Genomic DNA, 22,165 nt, shown 5'->3' with positions numbered 1-22,165 from the left:
ACTTCCCGGATACCTTCGCGCGCCCAAAGGCTGGAGCGTGCACCTGAGAAAGGCGCTTCCCCCATGCCCATGGAATTCCTGCTCTTCGGCCTTCTTGCCGTCCTCCTCGTCTTCATGATCTTCAACACGCGCAAGCGCACGAAGCAGATGAAGGCCGAGCAGGAGGAGAAGGCGACCAAGACCGTTCCCGGCGCCAAGGTGCTCCTGCAGGGCGGCATCTACGGCACGATCGTCTCCTACGACCCCGAGGACCTCGACACCCCGGCGCTCGTCGAGATCGCGCCCGGCACGATCATCGACGTCCACAGCCAGGCGATCCTGCGCGTCGTCGAACCGAAGGACGCCGTCGTCGAGACGCCCGTCGACGCCGTCGAGGAGCAGGATGCGGACGAGCCGGCTGCGCCTCCGGTCGAGACCCCCGAGGAGACCCGCGCCCGCCTCGAGCGGGACGCCGACGACAAGTAAGTCCGCGGCCGACACGGCCCGCCGGATCTCCGTCCTTTCAGAAAGCTGAACACACGTGGCTTCATCCTCTCCCGTCCGTCACGCCTGGCGGGTCCTCCTCGGCCTGCTCCTCGTGACCGGCGTGCTCTTCGGCATCAACTCGCTCGGTGTGTACGTCTTCAAGGACGCTGAGGGGGCGCCGGCGAGTTCGTGGACACCCGAGCTCGCGCTGGACCTCCAGGGCGGCACCCAGATCGTCCTGAGCGCCGAGACGGAAGATGGAGCTGCTCCCACGCAGGAACAGCTCGATCAGGCCGCGGCGATCATCCGGCAACGTGTGGACGCGTCGGGGGTGGCCGAGGCCGACATCACGACCGAGGGCGGGCAGAACATCGTCGTCCAGATCCCGGGCGAGGCCGACGCGCAGACCCGTGAGCGGATCCAGGCGAGTGCACAGCTCGAGCTTCGGCCCGTGCTCTACACGAACGCGGCGGGCACCGAGTTCGTCGGGGAGGACGGGAACTCCACGCCGTTCCCGACCCCGGATCCCACCCTGAACGCGACGCCGACCGCGACGCCGACCGATGCGAGCGATCTCTCCTGGGTGACCGAGAAGCTCGCGGCGGAGTTCCAGGCATACGACTGCGCGAACCCCGACAACGACCCGGCTCGGGCGCCGAAGGATGAGCCGGTCATCGCCTGCTCGCCGGATGACACGCAGAAGTTCCTGCTCGGTCCGGCCGAGCTCGACGGCACCGCCATCACCGACGCTTCCGCCGGTCGCGACCAGCAGTCCGGCGCCTGGATCGTCCAGCTCACCATGAACGGCGAGGGCGGAGACGCCTTCGGCAAGGTCAGCACGCGCCTGAACCAGAACCGCATCGATGGGCTCTCGCCGCGCGATCAGTTCGCCTTCGTGCTCGATGGAGACGTGATCAGCGCGCCGCGCATGAACGGCGTCATCCTCGACGGACGCCCCAGCATCTCGGGCAGCTTCACGCAGGAGACCGCGACCACCCTCGCGGATCAGCTCAAGTTCGGTGCGCTGCCGCTCAGCTTCACCGTGCAGAGCTCCGACACGATCTCCGCGACGCTCGGTACCCAGCAGCTGCAGATCGGTCTGATCGCCGGTCTCATCGGTCTCGCCCTCGTCGCGATCTACTCACTCATCGTCTATCGCGCGCTCGGATCGGTGATCATCGCCTCCATCGCGGTGATGGCGATCTTGACTTACATCATCATCTGCATCCTGGCCTGGCGCATCGGCTTCCGCCTGTCGCTCGCTGGTGTCGCGGGCCTCATCGTCTCGATCGGCTTCACGGCCGACTCGTTCATCGTCTACTTCGAACGAATACGTGATGAACTCCGCGACGGCAAGTCCATCACGGCTGCCGTGGAAGACGGCTGGGGTCGCGCGAAGCGGACGATCTACATCTCGAAGTCGATCAACGTCCTCGCCGCTGTCGTGCTGTACATCCTCGCCGACGCCACCGTGAAGGGCTTCGCGTTCACGCTCGGACTCACGACCCTGATCGACGTGTTCATCTTCGTGATCTTCACGCACCCGGTGATGCAACTGCTCGCCCGCACGCGCTTCTTCGGCGGGGGACACAAGCTGTCGGGGCTCGACCCCGAGGCGCTCGGCGCCGTCTATCGGAGTCGCTCCCAGTACCGGGAGGTCTCGACGGCCTCGGCCGGGCGCGGCGCGAAGAACTCGCGGTCCCGCGGCGAAGCAGAACGTCGACAGACCATCGCCGAACGCAAACGCGCGGAAGCGCTCGCGGGCGACAGACAGACCAACGCCGGAAGTGAGGGAGACGCCTGATGCCTTCCATGAATGAGTTCGGCAACAATCTGTATTCGGGGAAGACCTCCTTCCCGTTCGTCGGCAAGCGTCGGCACTGGTTCATCATCGCGATCGCCCTCGTGGTCGGTTCCGCGCTCGTTCCGCTGTTCCGTCCCATCCAGTTCTCGATCGAGTTCACCGGCGGGTCGCAGTTCACGGTGCAGGCCCCCGAGACGCTCGACCAGGGCGCCGCGACCGAGGCCGTCCAGTCGGTCGTGCCCGGCGCTTCGACCAAGGTCGTCGTCGTGAACAACGCCGACATCCGCGTGCAGACCGACCAGATGAGCGCCGCCGAGACGCAGCAGGTCGCCGACGCACTCGCAGACGCCTACGGCGTCGAGGCCGCCAACGTCACGTCGTCGTTCATCGGTCCGGCGTGGGGTGAGAACGTCACCAAGCAGTCACTGTGGGGTCTCGCGATCTTCCTCGCCCTGACCTTCCTGATCCTGGCGATCTACTTCCGCACCTGGAAGATGTCGGCCGCGGCGATCATCGGCCTGCTCGACGTGCTCGTGATCACGGTGGGCGTCTACGCCCTGGCCGGATTCGAGATCTCGCCGGCGGCGGTGATCGGCTTCCTGACGATCCTCGCCTACTCCCTGTATGACACCACCGTCGTCTTCGACAAGATTCGAGAGAACACGACGGAGGACGGGGAGAAGTCTGCCCGCTTGTTCGGTGAATCGGTGAACCTCGCGGTGAACCAGACGCTCGTGCGCTCGATCAACACGTCTGTCGTCGCCGCCCTTCCGGTCGGCGCGGTGCTCTTCATCGGTGCCTTCTGGCTCGGTGCGGAATCGCTCACCGACATCTCCCTGTCGATCTTCGTCGGCATCCTGGTGGCCACCTACTCGACGCTGTTCGTGGCCGCGCCGCTCTACTCGCTGTTCCGCGAGAACGAGCCGCAGCTCAAGGAGCGGGACGCACGCATCCGCGACGCCCGCAGCAGGGCATCCGTCGAAGCCTGATCGGCTGCCCGCAGCGGGAGCTCGGCCCGCACAGCACGCGTAGGATGAACTGATCGGGAGGTGAGTTGATGGCGGAACCGCAGACGTCGACGCAGGGTTCTAGTCTGCGACGACTGGTTCCCCGGATCTTCTCCCGCGCGTCGAGGATCAACGACCTCGACAATCTGATCCGTACGGTGCGTGTGAACCACCCCAAGGGTGACTTCTCGGTCATCGAGCGGGCCTATGCCGTCGCCAAGGAGAAGCACGAGGGGCAGAAGCGTCAGAGCGGTGAGCCGTACATCACCCACCCTCTCGCGGTCGCTCAGATCCTCGCGGAGCTCGGTCTCGGCCCCCGAGCGATCGCGGCCGCCCTTCTGCACGACACGGTCGAGGACACGGGCTATGCGCTCACTGATCTGACTGCCGAGTTCGGCGACGAGGTCGCGATGCTCGTCGACGGCGTCACCAAACTCGACAAGGTCAAGTACGGTGAGAGCGCCCAGGCGGAGACCGTCCGTAAGATGATCGTGGCGATGTCGAAAGACATCCGCGTCCTGCTGATCAAGCTCGCCGACCGCCTGCACAATGCGCGCACCTGGGGCTTCGTCCCGCCGGAGAAGGCGGCGAAGAAGGCCAAGGAGACCCTCGAGATCTACGCGCCGCTGGCGAATCGACTCGGTATCCAGGCGATCAAGTCGGAACTGGAGGATCTCTCCTTCGCGGTCCTGCACCCGAAGATCTACAACGAGATCCACAGTCTCATCGCCCAGCGCACGCCTCAGCGGGAGAAGTACCTGAACCAGGTCGTCGAGGAGATCGACGAAGACCTGCGCGACCTCCGCATCCGCGGCAAGGTCGTCGGCCGTCCGAAGCAGCTCTACTCGGTCTACCAGAAGATGGTCATCCGCGGCCGGGAGTTCGACGACATCTACGATCTGATCGGCATCCGCGTGCTCGTCGCGTCCGTGCGCGACTGCTATGCGGTCCTCGGCGCGATCCACGCACGGTGGACACCGCTGCCCGGACGGTTCAAGGACTACATCGCCACGCCGAAGTTCAACCTCTACCAGTCGCTCCACACGACGGTGATCGGTCCGTCGGGCCGAACCGTCGAGATCCAGATCCGCACCCACGAGATGCACCAGCAGGCCGAGTACGGAGTGGCCGCGCACTGGATGTACAAGGAGCGGATGAACGGCGGCGGCAAGACTGAGGTGCGCGCCTCCGACACCGACATGGCGTGGCTCGCCCACATCTCGGACTGGCAGGCGGAGACCGCCGACCCGGGCGAGTTCCTCGAGTCCCTGCGTTTCGAGATCGGCGCGAAGGAGGTGTACGTCTTCACGCCGAAGGGGCGCGTGATCGGTCTCCCGTCGGGTGCCACTCCGGTCGACTTCGCGTACGCCGTCCACACTGAGATCGGCCACCGCACCATGGGGGCCAAGGTCAACGGCCGACTCGTGCCGCTGGAGTCCGAGCTCAAGAGCGGCGACGTCGTCGAGGTCTTCACGTCGAAGAACCCCGACGCCGGCCCCAGCCAGGATTGGCTCGGGTTCGTCGCGAGCACGCGCGCCCGCAACAAGATTCGTGGCTGGTTCACGAAAGAGCGCCGCGAGGAAGCGATCGAGCAGGGCAAGGAGGCCATCGCACGGGCGATGCGTCGACAGAACCTGCCGCTGCAGCGTCTGATGAGCCACGACTCTTTCGCCGAGGTGGCTCGGGGGATGCACTACGAAGACGTTTCCGCGCTCTACGCCGCCGTCGGTGAGGGTCATGTCTCGACGCAGTCGGTCCTGGAGAAGGTCACCGCTCTGGTGGCGGCAAACGACCCGACGACCGGTGCCATCGACCTGCCGGGCAGCGTACCGAGCCGGGAGCCGCGTTCCGGTGATTCGGGCGTGCTCGTCCGGGGAGCCAACGACATCCTCGTGAAGCTCGCGAAGTGCTGCACCCCGGTGCCCGGTGACCAGATCGTCGGCTTCGTCACTCGCGGCAGCGGAGTGTCGGTCCACCGGGCGGACTGCGTGAACGTGAAGGCGTTGGAATCCGAGCAGGATCGTTTCGTCGAGGTGTCCTGGGCTCCGACCACGAAGAGCGTGTTCCGCGTCCAGATCCAGGTCGAGGCTCTCGACCGGTCGGGGCTCCTCTCCGACGTGACGCGTGTCCTCAGCGAACACCACGTCAACATCCTCTCCGCCACGGTGACGACGACGGACGAGCGGTTGGCACTCAGCCGCTTCGTGTTCGAGATGGGTGACGCGGTGCACCTGGACCGCGTGCTCAACGCCGTCCGACGTATCGACGCCGTCTACGACGTCTATCGCGTCACCTCCTCCTGAGCGCGAGTCGCTCCAGCGCGGCCAGCCCGACACGGCTCCCCGGTACCCTCCGCAGATCGCGCAGCGCGGCGACAGCCAGCTCCGCAGTACCGGGGGCCGCGACGGCGAGTCGGTCCATCCAGACCAGGACGCGGGGGTCGCGATGGAGGGTCGTGGCGAGGTCGAGCATCGTGCGCCCCGGTGTCGAGACCGGAACGCCGCCGATCAGCTCGACATCGGCGTCAGGCAGCACGGTGTCGTGGAAGACCAGGCGCGCACTCGTGATCGGTCGGATCCGACGTTCGATACAGCGCCTCACATGATGAACGACCGGGGGAGCGTCTCCGGCGCCGTGGATCCATGCGGCCGTCTGCGTGCAGGCGGCCGTGCCCGGCTGGACGAGCGCGGCCACCGAGCTCGCGCGGACGTCGGGTCCTGCGACCAGGTCGGCCGGGATGTAGGCGTCACCCACCTCGACGACATGGCCGTCGATCCGTGCGGCGCTGAGCTCGCTCTCGCTCAGACGTTCGCCGGGTAAGTAGAGGAAAGCGGGGTGCATGACGTCAGTCTGACGTCTTGCACCCCGCCTGCGCCGTGGGCGCGGAGAACTGTGGAGAAACCGATCAGCCCCCGAGAGCGCTCAGCCAGGCGCGACGAGCCTCGAGGGCGTCCGTCGCTTCCTTCGCGGCCTTCTTGTCACCGGCCTTCTCGGCTGCGGCCACCTCGGCCTCGAGCTTCTCGATGGCCTCGAGCAGCTGCGAGCTCATGTCGTTCGCGCGCGCCTTGGTCTCGGGGTTGTTCTTCTTCCAGTCGACGTCCTCGCGGGCCTTGAGCGCCTGCTCGATGGTGCGGAGCTTGTCGTCGAGAGCACGCTCCTTCTCGCGGGGGAAGATACGACCGATCTCATCCCACTGCCGCTGGATACGCGTGAGAAGGGCGCGAGCGCGCTTGATGTTCGACTCGTCAGCGACAGCCTTGGCCTCTTCGAGGAGAGCTTCGCGTGCTTCGATCTTCGGCGCGGACTCGGCTTCCTCGGCGGCGGACTGTTCCGCGCGGGCGGCATACAGGGCGTCGCCTGCGGCCTTGAAACGGGCCCAGAGTGCGTCGTCCGCCTTGCGTCCTGCGCGTCCGGCGGCCTTCCACTCGTCGAGCAGAGTGCGGTACGCCGGAATGCCGTCCGTTCCGCGCGGGGCGAGAGCCTCGGCGCGCTCGACGAGACGTGTCTTCGCGTCGCGAGCGAGCTTGTGCGCATCGTCGAGCTCCGAGTAGAAGGCCCGGCGCTGCTTGTCGACCACGGCGCGTGCGTCTCGGAAACGCTTCCACAGCTGCTGCGAAACGCCCTTCGACAGACGAGGGCCGTTCTGCTGCTGGGCCTGCCAGGCGTCGAACAGTTCCCCGAGCTCGGCGGTCACCTGCTTCCACTGCACCTTGCTGAGATCGCGGGCGGCGATCGCCTCCGCCTTCTCCACCAGGGCGGTGCGCTCGGCGATCGCCTGGTCGACGAGCGCCTTGGCCTGTTGTGCCTCCTGCTCGGTGGCCTCGGACAGTGAAGAGGTGAGGGCGTTCAGGCGGTCGCGGAGTCCTTCGAGGTCGCCGACCGCGGCGGCATCCGTCGCTTCATCGATCAGGTGACCCGCCTGCTTGACGAGGTCGGCGGCCGATGCGCCACCGGACTGATGGCGCTGTTCGAGCGTGTGCACCTTGAAAGCGATGTCGTCGAACTTGCGCACGAAGTAGGCCAGAGCCTCCTCCGGTGTGCCGTCGGGGTACTGTCCGACGACGCGCCAGGCGTCGCCTTCGCGGACCTCGACGGTTCCGTCGTCGGAGACGCGGCCCCATTCGGCGGATGTCGACGATGCGGCCGGCACCGAGGCGACGGGCGCGACGGCGGCCGGCGTCGGCGCCTTTCGCGGCATCGGCACGGCGGGCGGTCCGGGGACGGGGGGAGTCGGCTTCGAAGGCTCGGTGGCAGACACGTGATTCTCCTTGCGCGGTAGGGCCGCGGGAGGCGGAAAGGACGAGGCTCAGCCTAGTACGCCCGAGCACCGGGGGTGAGGCCGTCGTCCCCGATGCCGCGTCGTTACCGTTCTGTGAGCAGAAAGTTCGACGGAGGAAACATTCGACGTCACCTCCGGGAAACACGACGCTCCTATCGTGACCAGGACGACAGTCTTCCGGTCGACAGGAGCACGATGAACGGCACGGCACCCGCGGCGAGCGAGATCCTGGTCGTCGGAGCAGGTGTCGCAGCCCATCGGTTCGTCGAACAGCTGCTCCGCGATCCCGATGCGCCGGTGCGGGTGACCGTTATCGGTGACGAAGGATCGGGCCCGTACGACCGCTCGGCGCTGGTACGCGTGTTCTCGGGTGTCGGTGCGGAGGAGATCCAACTCGAGCGAAGCGTGTTCCGCGACGACCGGGTTCGGCTGATCCGCGACGACCGGGTTCTCCGGATCGACCCTTCGGGACAGACCGTGCGGACGCGAGCACGGCGCACCTACGCCTACGACACGCTCGTGCTGGCGACCGGTTCCTTCGGGGCGAAGGTCGCCGTGGACGGCGCGAACCTTCCCGGGTGCTTCGGGTTCCGCACCGTCGAAGACGTCGAGTCGATCCGAGCGTTCGTGGGGTCGAGGTCCCGGCAACTCGGGCGTCCTTTGCGCGGGACCGTGGTCGGTGCGGGGTTGCACGGTCTTCAGGCCGCCGAGGCGTTGAGCGAGCTGGGGGTCGACACGACGGTGATCGAGTTCTCGGACCGCGTGATGCCCCGCCAACTCGATCGGTCGGCCTCAGCCGTGGTGCAGGGCGTCTTCCGAAAACGAGGCATACCGGTGCGCACGGGCGTCCGCACGACGCGACTCGATCCGGACGAGTCGGGCTCGGTCGCCTCGCTGGAGTTTCAGGACGGCTCGTTCCAACGCGCCGACGTGGTGGTGTTCACCGTCGGGGTGCGTGCCCGCGATGAGCTCGCCCGCAACGCCGGTCTCGGTGTGCATCCTGAAGGGGGCGTGCTCGTCGACGAAAGAGGTGAGACCTCGGTTCCGAGCATCCTCGCGATCGGAGAGGTGGCGCGCCTCGAAGGACGAGGCCCCGGGTACGTCGGCGCGGTGCGGGTCACGGCTGACGTCGCCGCAGCGCACGTGCGAGGCAGGGACGCACGTCTCCCGCGCGACCTCGAAGGCGGGAACGTCGCGGTCGCCGGGGTCGACATCGCGACGTTCGGCGATCCGCTCGCCTCGCCGGCATCCGCGGTCGAGATCGTCACCCACGATGATCCCCAGGCGGGGATCTATCGCAAGCTCGTGGTCTCCGACGACGGACGCACAGTGGTCGGGGGGATCCTGGTCGGCGACACGAGCGGGTATGCGGCGCTCCGGGCCCTGGTCGGAGAAACGTGGCGGCCCGCTCACGCCGCACGCCTGCTCTCGGCGGTCGGTGGCGCGGATGCGGTGGAGAACTGCGATCACGCCACCCGGAGCGCGCAGGACCTGCTCGCTCACGCGGCTGGAGCCGGCGAGGCGACGTTCACGTCGATCCGCGACCGTTTCGGCTTCGCACGTGGCTGTCGGCGATGCACACTGGCGATCGCTCGGGTTCTCCTGCAGATCGCCGTCCAGCGGGATCTCCGGCATGCGACGGCGGCGCCCGAGGCGCAGAGGGAGGGTCACAGCCGGGTCCTGGCGGACGGAACGCACGTCGTCTCACCGGTGATGCGCGACGGCACGCTCACCCCGAAGGAGCTGCTGGCCATCGGGGAGCTCGCCGAGCGGTACGGATTGCGAGCACGGATCACGGACGCGCGGATCGAGTTGCGAGGGGTGCGGACCGAGCACCTGCGGTCCGTGCGTGCCGGTCTGGCTGCGGTGGGACTCGCGTCGGCGTCCGGCGCCGGCGAACAAGCGGTGCTCCTCGTCGCCGAGGATCTGCCGCGGCTGGACGATCCGCGCGTGGCATCGGACGTGCAGGAGAAGGGCCTGCCGCATCAGGGGAAGCCGGGGAAAGCTCGCGCGGGCGAGGGGAGCGCCCGCCGAGTGCCGCTTCGTCGAGTGGGGAGTCCTGCCTCATGACCCCGGTGACCGGTCGACGCCCGCCGCTCGCGGGATGCAGGATCATCGTGTCGGATGATGCGAGATCTGCGGAGCCCCCGCGCGATGGGGTTGCCGACGGACGATCGGAAGGTCTCATCGGGGTGTTGACGGATGCGGGGGCGGCGTTGTTCCGCGTCGCGGTGCCGCGAGGGGGCGCGCGGACGTCCGCCTCGCTGCGGAGCGTCGTCCAACGTGCGGCGCGAGGCGGGATCGACGCCGTGCTGTTCCTGGCCCCGACAGCTCCCTGGCTCGAGACGGCCGAGAGCACAGGAGCGCTCGAGGCCATCCGCCGAAGATCGGATTCGGGGAGGTTGCTGCTCGGAGCGCTCCATCGGGAAGATGCGGACCGACTGCGCCTCGCCGGCCTCACCGTGATGCGCACGGAGGGATCGAGCGTCACAGCACTCGCCCGGGGGGTGGTCGCGCACTACGACAGCGGTACGGCAGCGCTGGTCACCGACGCGGGCCGCCTCGAGGTCCGCAGCGGTGGTGTCGTCGTCGACGAGCGGTTCATCCCCCTCTCTCGTGGGGCCACGGGCGTCATGGAAGCGCTGTTCCTCGCAGGTGGTCGGGTCCTCTCGCGCGCCGAACTCGGCCGAGGTCTCCCGGGTGGGGAACGCAGCGGCCGGGCGGTGGAGGTCGCCGTGGCGCGCCTTCGCGAGTCGCTCGACGGTATCGATCTGGTGCAGACCGTCGTCAAGCGCGGCTATCGCTTGGCCGTCACCGAGCAGTGATCAGGTCGCGGAACCTGCTATCCGGCCGGGGTGTCGGAGGGGAGCGGCGTGGGAGTCTCCGACGGGGCGTCCGTGGGAGGGGTCGTCGGTTCCACGGTGGGAGCGGGCGTGGGTTCCGGCTCGGGTGCGGTGACCTGTGCATGCACGACCTGGCTACCGATCGCGGCGACGACGATGAGGCTCGCGGCGACCGCGGCGATCGTGTTGTCCCGGACGCGACGACGGATCTGGCCCTCGTGCCACTGCGTGCGGGCGGCGTGCAGCCGTGCGCGCTCGGCTGACGTGCGCGACTGTGCCTTCTTGGAACCGCGTGCGGCCATGCCTCGATCTCCCATCCCGACGTCATGACACGACGTCGCCTGAGAGCCTACCGGGATGCGCGCGGTCGCCCGAAGTGTCCGAGCCCGCCGGTAGCCTGGATGGATGACGTCCCCCGCCGCGCTGCTCTCCGGGCAGACGCCCCTCGCCGTGCGCATGCGCCCGGTCTCCCTCGATGAGGTCGCGGGGCAGCGTCATCTTCTGCGAGCCGGTTCCCCCATCGTGGCCCTCGCCGACCCGCAGGCGACCTCGCCGGGTGCCGTGTCGATGATCCTGTGGGGCCCACCGGGCACGGGCAAGACCACGCTCGCTCAGGCGATCGCACGGTCCTCAGGGCGCCGCTTCGTCGAGCTCTCGGCGATCACCGCTGGTGTGAAGGACGTCCGGGAGGTGATGCAGGAGGCGATCACGCAGCGCGATCTCTACGGGCAGACGACGATCCTCTTCCTCGACGAGATCCACCGCTTCACCAAGGCGCAGCAGGACGCGCTGCTTCCCGGTGTCGAGAACGGTTGGGTCATCCTGATCGCGGCGACGACCGAGAACCCCTCCTTCTCGGTGATCTCGCCGCTGCTTTCGCGCTCCTTGCTGCTCACGCTCCAGCCCCTCACCGATGAGGACATCGGGGTGCTCGTCGATCGTGCGGTGACGGACGCGCGGGGGCTGAACGGCGCCGTGGTCCTGAGCCCCGAAGCGCGTGCATCCTTGATCCGGCTCGCGTCGGGGGATGCCCGGCGTGCCCTCACGGGTCTCGAAGCAGGCGCGGCGGTCGCCGTCTCGCACGTGGCCGGCACCGGCGAGGAGGACGAGTCGGACGACGGGGCCGCAGCGGCGCATGCGTCGTCGGGCGCCGCGGAGATCACCGCCGACCACATCGCGCAAGCCGTCGACAAGGCTCTGCTGCGATACGACCGTCAGGGTGACGAGCACTACGACGTCATCAGTGCGTTCATCAAGTCGATCAGAGGATCCGACCCCGATGCCGCGCTTCACTACCTCGCTCGCATGATCGAAGCAGGGGAGGACCCCCGCTTCATCGCTCGGCGTCTTGTCATCTCGGCCTCGGAAGACGTGGGCCTCGCCGATCCCCAGGCTCTCGGCATCGCCGTCGCGGCGGCAGATGCGGTCGCCTTCATCGGCATGCCGGAGGGGCGCATCCCGCTCGCTGAGGCGACGGTGTATCTCGCGACCACGGCGAAGTCCAATGCGGCCTACGTGGGCATCGACGCGGCGATCGCCGACATCCGCTCCGGCGGGTTCGGACGGGTGCCGCTGCACCTGCGCGATGCCCACTATCCGGGAGCGAAGCGTCTCGGACACGGCAAGGGATACGTGTACTCCCACGACAGCGAGTACGGCGTGGTGCCGCAGCAATACCTGCCCGACGAGCTCGACGGCAAGCACTACTACGAGCCGAAGAATCTCGGTGCTGAGCGTGACATCGCCGCGCGACTCGAGCGCATCCGCCGCATCCTCGGCGACCGCTGAGCCGCCACGCAGCTGCGGAACCGCGATCTGTTAGACTTGAGCGGCTCGAAACCGAGTTTTCGGGCATCTCCTCGTTCACACCCCACCTTGCTGGCGCCCCGGCGTGCGCTCCAAGGCAGAACGCGGACGATACGTCCGTGAGTCGTGAAAGACGCGACCACGTCATCGGAAGGAAAGCTTCGTGACCACGAAGTCCCAGGACCGTCGCAAGGTTCGTCTGAGCCGCGCCCTCGGTATCCCGCTCACCCCGAAGGCCGCCCGCTACCTCGAGAAGCGTCCCTACGCTCCCGGCGAGCACGGCCGCACCAAGCGCAAGGCAGACAGCGACTACGCCGTCCGTCTGCGTGAGAAGCAGCGTCTTCGCGAGCAGTACGGCATCCGCGAGAAGCAGATGCGCAACACGTTCAACGAGGCCCGTCGTCACGACGGCCTGACCGGTGAGAACCTGGTCGAGCTCCTCGAGATGCGTCTCGACGCTCTGGTTCTGCGTTCGGGCTTCGCCCGCACCACCGCGCAGGCTCGTCAGCTCGTCGTGCACCGTCACATCCTCGTCGACGGCCAGCTCGTCGACCGCCCGTCCTTCCGCGTGAAGCCGGGTCAGCTCATCCACGTCAAGGCCAAGAGCGAGGGCACCGAGCCCTTCCAGGTGGCAGCAGCCGGCGGTCACGCCGAGGTTCTGCCCCCCGTTCCCGGCTACCTCGAGGTCGAGCTCGACAAGCTCCAGTCGCGTCTTGTCCGTCGCCCGAAGCGCGCCGAGGTCCCCGTGACCTGTGAAGTGCAGCTCGTCGTCGAGTACTACGCAGCTCGCTGATACAGCGAAAGAGCAATCAGGCAGGAGGCGTCGGGATTCCCGACGCCTCCTGTCGTTTCCGCATACGATGGTGACACCGCGCCTTCGCGGGTCAAAGGCAAGGATGACGACATGAAGAACGTGCTGTGGTTCCTGATCGGTGTGATCGGCGGCTTCGTCGCGGCTCACTTCATGAACAAGGACCCGCGTGGTCACGACATCCTCGCTGAGGTCGACGCCCGGATCAACGGATTCACCGCGATCCTCGGCGACGCCTACCGCGAGCAGGAGGCACGGCTCACGGAGCCGGGCGACAACTGAACCACCGCAGCAGCGCCCCGGCGCGGCATCTTCACGCAAGGACACCCGGCACTCTATGAAAACTGCGGAGATCGCGCAGCGTTACCTCGACTACTTCGAGAAGAACGACCACCTCATCGTCCCCTCGGCCTCGCTCGTCAGCGACGACCCGTCGCTGCTGTTCACGGTCGCCGGCATGGTGCCGATGATCCCGTACCTCACGGGCGTCGTCCCTGCGCCGCATCCGCGGATCGCGGACGTCCAGAAGTGCATTCGCACCAACGACATCGAAGAGGTCGGTCGGACCGCCCGTCACGGCACCTTCTTCCAGATGCTGGGCAACTGGTCGTTCGGCGACTACTTCAAAGAAGGCGCGATCCGTTACGCCTGGGAGCTTCTGACGGGTTCCGAGTCGGACGGGGGGCTCGGCTTCGACGAGAAGGACCTGTGGGTCACCGTCTACGAGACGGACGACGAGGCCGAAGCCATCTGGCGCGACATCATCGGTCTCAAGCCGGAGCGCATCCAGCGCCTCGGGCGCGCGGACAACTACTGGAACACAGGGCAGCCCGGACCCGGCGGTCCTGATTCCGAGATCTTCTTCGACCGCGGGCCGGCCTACGGGAAGGACGGCGGTCCCGCCGTCGACGACTCACGGTTCCTGGAGATCTGGAACCTCGTGTTCATGCAGGACTTCATCGAGAACATCCGCAGCAAGACGGAGTTCGACATCGTCGGCGAGCTGCCGATGAAGAACATCGACACCGGGATGGGACTCGAGCGTGTCGCGTTCCTCAAGCAGGGCGTCGACAACATGTACGAGTCGGATCAGGTGCGTCCGGTGCTGGATCGCGCCGTCGAGCTCTCCGGCCGCCCGTACGGTGTGCAGCATGAGGACGACGTGCGATTCCGCGTTGTCGCCGACCACGTGCGTTCCTCCCTCATGCTTCTGTCCGACGGGGTGCGTCCATCCAACGAGGGGCGTGGGTACATCCTCCGCCGTCTGATGCGCCGCACGGTCCGCTCGATGCGACTGCTCGGCGTCGATGAGCCGGTGTTCCCCGAGCTGTTCGCCGCATCGCGCGATGTGATGAAGACGACCTATCCGGAACTCGAGAGGGACTGGGCGGTACTGTCCGCCTCGGCGTTCGCCGAAGAGGAGACGTTCCGCCGGACCCTCGTGGCCGGCTCCACGATCCTCGATCTCGCCCTCGACGAGACCAGGAAGGGCGGGGGGAAGACGCTCAGCGGTCCCGAGGCGTTCCTGCTCCACGACACTTACGGCTTCCCGATCGACCTCACGCTCGAAGTCGCTGAGGAAGCGGGACTGGACGTCGACCGCGCCGCTTTCGACACGCTCATGCAGGAGCAGCGTCAGCGGGCCAAGGACGACGCTCGCAACCGCAAGCGTCAGCTCGCCGACGTATCGGTCTACCGGGAGCTGCGCTCCCTGGGCGAGACCGGTTTCGACGGATACACCGCCCTCGAGGTCGAGTCCCGTGTGCTCGGACTCCTCGTCGACGGAGTGCCTGTGCGCAGCGCATCCGAAGGGCAGATCGCCGAGGTCGTGCTCGCCGAGACGACGCTGTATGCCGAGTCCGGTGGTCAGGTGGCCGACAAGGGCACGATCGTCGGCCCGGGCTACGCGCTCGAAGTGCTCGACGTTCAGAAGCCGGTCCCCGGACTCATCAGCCACACCGTCGAAGTCACGCGCGGAAGTGTGGCCGTCGACGACGTCGCGACGTCGGTGGTGGACGCGGCGAACCGCCGTGCAGCCCGCCAGGCGCACTCGGCCACGCACCTCGTGCACGCCGCGCTCCGTGACACCCTCGGTCCGACGGCGACGCAGGCCGGTTCTTTGAATCGTGCCGGCTACATGCGCTTCGACTTCGCCTGGTCGCAGGCGCTCTCGACCGATACGCGCAGCGAGATCGAGGAGATCACCAACCGCGCAGTGCAGGACGCCTTGGAGGTGACCACGCGTATCGTCTCGCTCGACGAGGCCAAGGAAGCCGGCGCCATGGCGCTGTTCGGCGAGAAGTACGGCGACGTCGTGCGCATGGTCGACATCGGTGGGCCATGGTCGCGGGAACTCTGCGCCGGGACGCACGTGACCACCAGTGCCGAGATCGGGCTGGTCAGCCTGGTCGGGGAGTCCTCGGTGGGCGCCTCCAACCGTCGTATCGAAGCTCTCGTCGGCGCCGATGCTTTCCGTGAGCTCGCGGCTGAGCGGGCGATCGTGTCGCAGCTGACGAGTTCCCTCAAGACGCCGCGTGAGCAGCTGCCGGAGCGGATCGCCGACCTGACGGCCAGCCTGAAGGCTGCCGAGAAGCGCATCGCGCAGTTCGAGGCGAAGGAGAGAGCCGGACAGGTGCCGGCCATCGTCGACGCCGCGACGCGCGTCGGTGCGTTCCGACTGGCCGCGCAGAGTCTGGGCGAAGTCGCATCGGCGGATGACGTGCGAGACCTCGTCAACGGCGTGCGCGATCGGCTCGGCTCGGATGCTGCTGTGGTGGCACTCGGCGCGGTCGTGGGCGGGCGGCCCGTCGTCGTCGTCGCGACCAATGACGCGGCACGCTCGGCGGGAGCGAAGGCCGGTGCGCTCGCGAAGCGGGCGGCCGGGGTGCTCGGCGGCGGCGGTGGCGGGCGCGATGATGTCGCGCAAGGTGGCGGCGCCGACACGGCGGCTCTGCCGTCGGCGCTCGAAGCCATCGCACAGGAGCTGCGCGGCGCGTGAGCACTTTCCGCCGCGGTGTGCGGCTCGGCATCGACGTGGGGCGCGCGCGGGTCGGTGTCGCGCGCTGCGACCCCGACGGGATGCTGGCCGTCCCCGTGGAGACAGTGCCTCGCGACGAGGCCTCGATCGCCCGGATCCTTCAGATCGCGAGCGAGTACGACCCGTTGGAGTTCGTGGTCGGTCTGCCGGTCAACATGCAGGGTGCGGATACCGCGTCGACCACGGACGCGCGGGAGTTCGCCGCCGAGCTCTGCCGGCGCAGCGGCACTCCGGTGCGGCTCGTGGACGAGCGGTTGAGCACCGTGACGGCGCATGCCGCATTGCGCAGTTCCGGGAGATCTCAGAAGAAGTCTCGTAGCATTGTGGATCAGGTCGCCGCCGTGGTGCTTCTGCAGCAGGCGATCGATATGGAGAAGAGCACCGGAAACCCGGCCGGTGCCGTCATCTCGCCTGACGAGGAGCACGCCTGACGATGTCCGAACGCGACAACGAAACGCCGCGGCACGACGCAGATTCCCGCCTGGGGGATCTCTTCGAGAACCTGCCCGAGCCGACCGCGCAGATTCCCACGGTCGACAACAGCGCGCCCGTTCCGGGCTCGCGTCGGGCGGCCAGAGAAGCGGCCGCGGGGGAGTCCCGCCCCGTCACCGGTGCCGATACTCCGGCCGAGGCTTCTCCCGTGCCGGTTCGCGCTTCTGCGGACGACGCCGTCGCCGCCGCCGGTGCGGTGCCCTCGCCGACTCCGCTCCGTGCCTCGGCGGATGCCGCGGACACCCCCACCCGTGCCGTGCCCCGGATCGAGTCGCCCTCGGGTGCCGCGGCGACACCGGAGCCTGTGCTCGGCGGTGGGCTGGACGACCTCTTCGTCCCCCATGACGATCACATCGACGCCGCGCCGAAGAAGAAGCGCCGCAAGGGGTGCTTGATCGCGCTGATCATCGTTCTGGTGATCTTCGGTGGTATCGCGGCGGCCGGAGTCTGGGTGGCGAACACCTACGGCGAGAAGATCAGTGACGCGATGGGCTGGGGCGATTCGAAGGACTGGGAGCCGGGTCTGGCGACCGGCGAGGCCTTCGTCACGATCAAGGAGGGCGACACCGGCTCTCCCGTGTCGACCGCACTGTACGAGGCGGGGGTGACGAAGACCGAGAGCGTCTTCTACGACTACCTCGTCGACGAGAACATCGCCGTGATCTTCTACCCGGGCGTGTACAAGCTGCAGACGAAGATGACGGCCGAGGCCGCCCTCGCGGCGCTCCGGGACGACGCGAACAAGCTCGAGAACACCGTCTCCGTCGCTGAAGGTGGAACCATCGTCTCCTCCCTCCCTGCCATGGCCGAGACCCTCGGTCTGCCGCTGGCGGACTTCGAGGCGGCCGTCAAGGATCCTTCGCAGTACGGGGTGGAAGCACAGAGCCTCGAAGGCTGGTTGTTCCCGGCCGTCTATACGTTCGATCCCGAGGTCACGGCCACGCAGGTCATCCAGCGCATGGTCGATCGCACCCGCGAATCGCTGGCCGCTGCGGGGGTCCCCGCCGGTGACGAGGAGCGCATACTGACCATCGCCTCGATCATCCAGCGAGAAGGTCGGCTCGACGACTTCGCGAAGGTCTCGCGCGTGATCCAGAACCGTCTCGATATCAATATGAAGCTGCAGATGGACTCGACGGCGCAATACGGCTACGGCTCGCTGCACGAGGGCGTCGTCTCGAGTTCCAAGGAAGCGCTGGAAGACGACAACGCCTGGAACACATACGTCCGGGAGGGCCTCCCCGCGACGCCGATCGCGAGCCCGAGTGACGCCGCGATCTCGGCGGCGATGAACCCCGTCGATGGCCCGTGGCTCTACTTCGTCACGATCAACCTCAGCACGGGGGAGACGCAGTTCTCCGAGACCATGGCCGAGCACGAGCAGGGGATCGAGAAGTGGCGCGAATGGTGCCGCGCGAACCCCGACGCCGGGTGCTGACTCGGTGACGCGCACGCGACTCGCGGTCTGGGGGGACCCGATCGCGCACTCCAAGTCCCCTCACCTGCATGCCGCCGCGTATCGGGTCCTCGGTCTGAGCTGGGAGTACGGACGGCGTCAGGTCTCTGCGGAGGCCTTCACCGTCGCACTCGGTGGACTCGACGACACGTGGCGCGGTTTGTCGCTGACCATGCCGTTGAAGGGGGAGGGCTACCGCGCCGCTGCGACGAGGGATCGCCACGCAGACCTCACGGGCGCCGTCAACACCCTGTTGCTCGGGGCGGCGCCCGCCGGTTTCAACACCGATGTCGGCGGGATCATCGACGCGCTGTCGGAGGCGGGGATCACCGCTGCGGAGACGGCGCGCATCATCGGTGCCGGCGCCACTGCCGCGTCCGCGCTCGTCGCCGCCTCCGAGATCGGGGTGAAGCACGTGGAGGTGCGGGCTCGACGCCCGGAGCGGGCGAAGGCACTCGTCGCCCTCGGCGACCGCTTGGGTATTCCGGTCGAAGTACGCTCCCTCGACGGCGGGCGCGACGCGGTCGACCTGACCCTCTCGACCTTGCCCAGTGCGACCGCCCTTCCTGTCGAAACCGCGGTGGGGTTGGCCGAGACCGGCGGAGCCTTGTTCGATGCTGCCTATGCGCCCTGGCCCTCCGCCCTCGCGTCCCGCTGGAGCGACGGCACGGTGGTGTCCGGCTTGGGGATGCTGCTGCATCAGGCCGTGCGCCAGATCCGGATCTTCCGGCACGGGGATCCGGCGCTCCCGCTGCCCGCCGAAGCAGAGGTCGTCTCGGCCATGCGCGCCGCGCTCTGAGCGGACGGCGTCGAAACGCGGCGCGGCGAGGGGGCCAACCCGTGGGAGACTGGAGCAATGCTCCGCGTGCTCACGGCCGGCGAATCGCACGGCCCAGAACTCATCGCCGTCATGGAGGGCCTGCCCTCCGGCGTCCCTGTGTCCTCCGAGGCCATCCAGGCCGATCTCGCTCGTCGCAAGCTGGGCTATGGCCGTGGCTCGCGCATGAAGTTCGAGCAGGACGCGCTGACCATCTCCGGCGGTGTGCGGCACGGCAAGAGCCTCGGCAGCCCGATCGCTCTGCGCATCGGCAACACCGAGTGGCCGAAGTGGATCGAGGTCATGAACCCCGAGCCCGTGGAGCTCACCGACAAGTCCCGTGGGCGCAGCGCGCCCCTCACCCGTCCACGTCCGGGGCACGCCGACCTCGTGGGCATGCAGAAGTACGACTTCGACGAGGCGCGTCCGATCCTCGAACGAGCGAGTGCTCGGGAGACGGCTGCGCGTGTCGCGCTCGGGGCGATCGCCCGATCGTTCCTCGGTGAGCTCGGTATCCGCCTGGTCAGCCACACCCTGTCGATCGGGCCGGTGCGGGTGCCCGAGGGGTCTCCGCTCCCCACGCCCGACGATGTCGAGGCGCTCGATGCCGATCCGCTCCGGTGCTTCGACACCGCGACCTCCGCTCTGATGGTGGCCGAGGTCGATGACGCGAAGAAGGACGGCGACACGCTGGGCGGCATCGTCGAGGTGCTCGCGTACGGCCTTCCTCCGGGACTCGGCTCCCACGTGCACTGGGACCGACGCCTCGACGCGCGTCTCGCTCAGGCGCTCATGAGCATCCAGGCGATCAAGGGCGTCGAGGTCGGCGACGGCTTCGAGACCACGCGCCGCCGAGGTTCGGCCGCCCACGATGAGCTCTTCGCCACCGCGGACGGCATCACGCGCGGCTCGGACAGGGCCGGAGGCACGGAAGGCGGCATGTCCACCGGAACCGTGTTGCGCGTCCGCGCCGGGATGAAGCCGATCGCGACCGTTCCGCATGCCCTCCGCACGATCGACACCGCCACGGGTGACGACGCCACCGCTCACCACCAGCGCTCCGACGTGTGCGCTGTGCCCGCCGCCGGAGTGGTCGCCGAGGCGATGGTCGCCGTGGAGCTCGCGAACGCCGTGCTCGAGAAGTTCGGTGGCGACAGCATCCGCGAGACCCGTCGCAACCTCGAGGGCTACCTCGAAGGCATCCCGGCGGGGCTGCGGACGACACCGGCGTCCGAGGCGGCGCTCATCGCGCATGACGAGCGCGGCTGATCCGCTGACGCTGGTGCTGGTCGGCCCGATGGCCGCAGGCAAGACCAGCGTCGGACGCCGCGTCGCTCGGCGACTCGGCGTCGCTTTCGTCGACACGGACAAACGCATCGTGGCGGAACACGGTCCGATCTCCGGCATCTTCGCCGAGTACGGAGAGGCGCACTTCCGGGAGCTCGAACGCGCCGCGGTCGCCCAGGCCCTCGCCGACGGGGGCGTGATCTCCCTCGGTGGAGGCGCGGTCACGCAGGCGGCCACCCGCGAACTCCTGAAAGCGCATCCGGTCGTCTTCCTGACGGTGAACCCAGACGCAGTGGCGGACAGGCTCCGCGGCAGCAACCGCCCCCTCCTGTCAGGGGATGAGGATCCGGTGGAGCGCTGGAAGAAGATCTTCGAGGAACGCCGGGGGTGGTACGCCGAGGTCGCCTCGACCACCTTCGACACCTCACGTCGTCCGATGCAGAAGATCGCGGATGACATCGTGACATGGAGGAGAGAACAGCGATGAGCACGACGACCATCAGCGTCACGGGGAACGACGCCTACGACATCACGATCGGACGCGGGATCCTGGATCGGGTCTCCGCCGCGCTCGCGCCGGGCGTCCGCAAGGTGCTGGTGGTGCATCCGCCCACGCTCGCGACCCGCGCGGCCGAGCTGCGCGACAGACTTCTCGCCGACACCACCGACGGTCCGCGCGAGGTACTGCTCGCGGAGATCCCGGATGCCGAGCAGGGCAAACGGATCGAGGTGGCGGCCTTCTGCTGGCAGGTGATGGGCCAGGCGGACTTCACCCGCAGCGATGCGGTCATCGGATACGGCGGGGGAGCGGTGACCGACCTCGCCGGGTTCGTCGCCGCGACCTGGCTGCGAGGCGTGCAGCTGATCCAGGTGCCGACCACGGTACTGGGCCTTGTCGATGCGTCGGTCGGTGGCAAGACCGGTGTCAACACCGCGGAGGGCAAGAACCTCGTGGGGGCGTTCTGGGCGCCGAGCGCCGTGGTCGGCGACCTCGACGAGCTCGCCAGCCTGAGTCCCAACGAGGCGACCGCAGGATTCGCCGAGGTCGTCAAGGCCGGATTCATCTGGGCTCCGGAGATCCTGGACATCATCGAGGCCGATCCGCTCCGCGCCGTCGACACGACATCCGAGGAGTTCCGCCGCGCGGTCGAACTGGCGATCGACATGAAGGCGAAGGTCGTCTCGGACGACTTCCGCGAGGCCGGACTCCGCGAGATCCTCAACTACGGGCACACGCTCGGACACGCGATCGAGCATGCGGAACGGTACCGCTGGCGGCACGGCGCCGCGATCTCGGTCGGGATGCTCTACGCCGCCGAGCTCTCGCGGCTTGCGGGTCGTCTGTCCGACTCCGCTGCCGAGCGGCACCGGACGATCCTGGAGTCGCTGGGCCTTCCGACCTCATACCGTGCGGGGGCATGGCCGCAGTTGCTCGCCACCATGCAGCGCGACAAGAAGAGCCGCGGCGGGATGCTGCGCTTCATCCTCCTCGACGACCTCGCGAAGCCCACCGTCCTGCAGGCTCCGGACGAGTCGCTGCTGTTCGCCGCCTATCAGGAGGTCGGGGAGTGAGCCGCCGGATCCTCCTGGTCAACGGGCCGAACCTGAATCTCCTCGGTACCCGCGAGCCCGACGTGTACGGCACGGCGACTCTCGCGGACGTGGAACGGATCACCACCGAGGCCGCAGCCGCGGTCGGATTCGAGGTCCGGGCGCTGCAGAGCAACCACGAGGGCGTGCTGGTCGACGCGATCCATGCGGCACGGGAGGACTGCGCCGGGATCGTGATCAATCCGGGCGGACTCACGCACACGTCGGTGGTGCTGCGTGACGCGCTCACCGGGGTGGCGCTGCCGTTCGCGGAGGTCCACATCTCCGATGTGCTCGCGCGTGAGGCCTTCCGCCACCATTCCTACCTGGAAGATGTGGCGGCCGTGCGGGTCGCGGGCCGTGGCGTCGACGGCTACGCAGACGCCGTGCGACAGCTCGCCGCACTCATCCCGTAGAATCGACTGTCGGTCTCGTCCGACCCCGCAGACACACGAACGGAACTCGCAGCGC

20 protein-coding genes are annotated in these 22,165 nt (G+C 68.1%); 17 read left to right on the top strand and 3 right to left on the bottom strand.

What is annotated here, in order from left to right; translation table 11 throughout:
* The first annotated feature begins 69 nt into the window (after positions 1-69).
* The 4 genes from E0W80_RS01755 (at position 70) to E0W80_RS01740 (ending at position 5,579) form a co-directional block, all read left to right on the top strand.
* Complete coding sequence (locus tag E0W80_RS01755) at positions 70-465, top strand: preprotein translocase subunit YajC (RefSeq protein WP_047519488.1); 396 nt, start codon at positions 70-72, stop codon at positions 463-465.
* A 55-nt stretch (positions 466-520) separates the two neighbouring features.
* Positions 521-2,269: a protein translocase subunit SecD gene (gene secD, locus E0W80_RS01750; RefSeq protein ID WP_131491065.1), complete on the top strand. Its 1,749-nt coding sequence runs from the start codon at positions 521-523 to the stop codon at positions 2,267-2,269.
* Complete coding sequence (secF, locus tag E0W80_RS01745) at positions 2,269-3,258, top strand: protein translocase subunit SecF (protein ID WP_131491064.1); 990 nt, start codon at positions 2,269-2,271, stop codon at positions 3,256-3,258. The genes secD and secF overlap by 1 nt, the downstream gene beginning before the upstream one ends.
* A 68-nt stretch (positions 3,259-3,326) precedes the next feature.
* Positions 3,327-5,579, top strand: coding sequence for a bifunctional (p)ppGpp synthetase/guanosine-3',5'-bis(diphosphate) 3'-pyrophosphohydrolase (locus tag E0W80_RS01740; protein WP_047519493.1), 2,253 nt, complete (start codon positions 3,327-3,329; stop codon positions 5,577-5,579).
* On the opposite strand, the gene E0W80_RS01735 is transcribed toward E0W80_RS01740, so the two are convergent.
* Positions 5,566-6,117, bottom strand: coding sequence for a type IV toxin-antitoxin system AbiEi family antitoxin (locus E0W80_RS01735; RefSeq protein ID WP_131491063.1), 552 nt, complete (start codon positions 6,115-6,117; stop codon positions 5,566-5,568). The genes E0W80_RS01740 and E0W80_RS01735 overlap by 14 nt on opposite strands.
* A 64-nt stretch (positions 6,118-6,181) precedes the next feature.
* Positions 6,182-7,534: a DUF349 domain-containing protein gene (locus E0W80_RS01730; protein WP_194239231.1), complete on the bottom strand. Its 1,353-nt coding sequence runs from the start codon at positions 7,532-7,534 to the stop codon at positions 6,182-6,184.
* Between the two features lie 216 nt (positions 7,535-7,750).
* On the opposite strand from E0W80_RS01730, the gene E0W80_RS01725 reads away from it, so the two are divergent.
* Both E0W80_RS01725 and E0W80_RS01720 read left to right on the top strand, forming a co-directional pair.
* Positions 7,751-9,625, top strand: coding sequence for an FAD-dependent oxidoreductase (locus tag E0W80_RS01725; protein ID WP_165875369.1), 1,875 nt, complete (start codon positions 7,751-7,753; stop codon positions 9,623-9,625).
* Positions 9,622-10,380 (top strand): winged helix-turn-helix domain-containing protein, encoded by a 759-nt coding sequence (locus E0W80_RS01720; RefSeq protein WP_131491061.1) that lies wholly within the window; start codon positions 9,622-9,624, stop codon positions 10,378-10,380. The genes E0W80_RS01725 and E0W80_RS01720 overlap by 4 nt, the downstream gene beginning before the upstream one ends.
* A gap of 17 nt (positions 10,381-10,397) precedes the next feature.
* Here E0W80_RS01720 and E0W80_RS01715 read toward each other — a convergent pair whose 3' ends face one another.
* On the bottom strand, positions 10,398-10,700 hold the full coding sequence (locus E0W80_RS01715; protein ID WP_227991631.1) for a hypothetical protein: 303 nt from the start codon (positions 10,698-10,700) through the stop codon (positions 10,398-10,400).
* 103 nt (positions 10,701-10,803) lie between these two features.
* On the opposite strand from E0W80_RS01715, the gene E0W80_RS01710 reads away from it, so the two are divergent.
* The 11 genes from E0W80_RS01710 (at position 10,804) to E0W80_RS01660 (ending at position 22,110) form a co-directional block, all read left to right on the top strand.
* The gene (locus E0W80_RS01710) at positions 10,804-12,186 is read left to right on the top strand and encodes a replication-associated recombination protein A (protein ID WP_131491059.1); all 1,383 of its coding nucleotides are present in this window, start codon (positions 10,804-10,806) and stop codon (positions 12,184-12,186) included.
* A gap of 181 nt (positions 12,187-12,367) precedes the next feature.
* The gene (gene rpsD, locus E0W80_RS01705; RefSeq protein ID WP_047519497.1) at positions 12,368-12,997 is read left to right on the top strand and encodes a 30S ribosomal protein S4; all 630 of its coding nucleotides are present in this window, start codon (positions 12,368-12,370) and stop codon (positions 12,995-12,997) included.
* A gap of 111 nt (positions 12,998-13,108) precedes the next feature.
* Positions 13,109-13,297: a hypothetical protein gene (locus E0W80_RS01700; RefSeq protein ID WP_017202147.1), complete on the top strand. Its 189-nt coding sequence runs from the start codon at positions 13,109-13,111 to the stop codon at positions 13,295-13,297.
* Positions 13,298-13,352: 55 nt separating this feature from the next.
* The gene (alaS, locus tag E0W80_RS01695; protein WP_131491058.1) at positions 13,353-16,013 is read left to right on the top strand and encodes an alanine--tRNA ligase; all 2,661 of its coding nucleotides are present in this window, start codon (positions 13,353-13,355) and stop codon (positions 16,011-16,013) included.
* Entirely contained in the window at positions 16,010-16,483 is a 474-nt protein-coding gene (gene ruvX / locus E0W80_RS01690; RefSeq protein ID WP_047519501.1) for a Holliday junction resolvase RuvX, read from the top strand. The genes alaS and ruvX overlap by 4 nt, the downstream gene beginning before the upstream one ends.
* 2 nt (positions 16,484-16,485) lie before the next feature.
* Complete coding sequence (mltG, locus tag E0W80_RS01685) at positions 16,486-17,982, top strand: endolytic transglycosylase MltG (RefSeq protein ID WP_131491057.1); 1,497 nt, start codon at positions 16,486-16,488, stop codon at positions 17,980-17,982.
* A 4-nt stretch (positions 17,983-17,986) separates the two neighbouring features.
* Positions 17,987-18,799, top strand: a complete 813-nt coding sequence (locus E0W80_RS01680) for a shikimate dehydrogenase (RefSeq protein WP_131491056.1) — start codon at positions 17,987-17,989, stop codon at positions 18,797-18,799.
* A 57-nt stretch (positions 18,800-18,856) separates the two neighbouring features.
* A complete protein-coding gene (aroC, locus tag E0W80_RS01675) occupies positions 18,857-20,086 on the top strand; it encodes a chorismate synthase (protein WP_131491055.1) in 1,230 nt (409 codons plus the stop codon).
* The gene (locus E0W80_RS01670) at positions 20,070-20,591 is read left to right on the top strand and encodes a shikimate kinase (protein ID WP_131491054.1); all 522 of its coding nucleotides are present in this window, start codon (positions 20,070-20,072) and stop codon (positions 20,589-20,591) included. The genes aroC and E0W80_RS01670 overlap by 17 nt, the downstream gene beginning before the upstream one ends.
* Entirely contained in the window at positions 20,588-21,676 is a 1,089-nt protein-coding gene (aroB, locus tag E0W80_RS01665; RefSeq protein WP_131491053.1) for a 3-dehydroquinate synthase, read from the top strand. Before E0W80_RS01670 ends, aroB begins: the two co-directional genes overlap by 4 nt.
* Complete coding sequence (locus E0W80_RS01660) at positions 21,673-22,110, top strand: type II 3-dehydroquinate dehydratase (RefSeq protein ID WP_047519510.1); 438 nt, start codon at positions 21,673-21,675, stop codon at positions 22,108-22,110. The genes aroB and E0W80_RS01660 overlap by 4 nt, the downstream gene beginning before the upstream one ends.
* The last annotated feature ends 55 nt before the right edge of the window (positions 22,111-22,165 follow it).

The sequence above is a fragment of the Microbacterium sp. PI-1 genome, assembly GCF_004337555.1.
GTDB classification, from domain to species: Bacteria; Actinomycetota; Actinomycetes; order Actinomycetales; family Microbacteriaceae; genus Microbacterium; species Microbacterium aurugineum.
This window is presented reverse-complemented; position numbering and strand designations above follow the sequence as displayed.

Excerpts from the sequence above, each read along its gene's own strand:
- E0W80_RS01755 (WP_047519488.1), top strand. The coding sequence starts at position 70 with ATGGAATTCCTGCTCTTCGGCCTTCTTGCCGTCCTCCTCGTCTTCATG.
- secF (WP_131491064.1), top strand. The coding sequence starts at position 2,269 with ATGCCTTCCATGAATGAGTTCGGCAACAATCTGTATTCGGGGAAGACC.
- E0W80_RS01740 (WP_047519493.1), top strand. The coding sequence starts at position 3,327 with ATGGCGGAACCGCAGACGTCGACGCAGGGTTCTAGTCTGCGACGACTG.
- E0W80_RS01735 (WP_131491063.1), bottom strand. The coding sequence starts at position 6,117 with ATGCACCCCGCTTTCCTCTACTTACCCGGCGAACGTCTGAGCGAGAGC.
- E0W80_RS01725 (WP_165875369.1), top strand. The coding sequence starts at position 7,751 with ATGAACGGCACGGCACCCGCGGCGAGCGAGATCCTGGTCGTCGGAGCA.
- E0W80_RS01720 (WP_131491061.1), top strand. The coding sequence starts at position 9,622 with ATGACCCCGGTGACCGGTCGACGCCCGCCGCTCGCGGGATGCAGGATC.
- E0W80_RS01715 (WP_227991631.1), bottom strand. The coding sequence starts at position 10,700 with ATGGCCGCACGCGGTTCCAAGAAGGCACAGTCGCGCACGTCAGCCGAG.
- E0W80_RS01710 (WP_131491059.1), top strand. The coding sequence starts at position 10,804 with ATGACGTCCCCCGCCGCGCTGCTCTCCGGGCAGACGCCCCTCGCCGTG.
- E0W80_RS01700 (WP_017202147.1), top strand. The coding sequence starts at position 13,109 with ATGAAGAACGTGCTGTGGTTCCTGATCGGTGTGATCGGCGGCTTCGTC.
- alaS (WP_131491058.1), top strand. The coding sequence starts at position 13,353 with ATGAAAACTGCGGAGATCGCGCAGCGTTACCTCGACTACTTCGAGAAG.
- mltG (WP_131491057.1), top strand. The coding sequence starts at position 16,486 with ATGTCCGAACGCGACAACGAAACGCCGCGGCACGACGCAGATTCCCGC.
- aroC (WP_131491055.1), top strand. The coding sequence starts at position 18,857 with ATGCTCCGCGTGCTCACGGCCGGCGAATCGCACGGCCCAGAACTCATC.
- E0W80_RS01670 (WP_131491054.1), top strand. The coding sequence starts at position 20,070 with ATGACGAGCGCGGCTGATCCGCTGACGCTGGTGCTGGTCGGCCCGATG.
- aroB (WP_131491053.1), top strand. The coding sequence starts at position 20,588 with ATGAGCACGACGACCATCAGCGTCACGGGGAACGACGCCTACGACATC.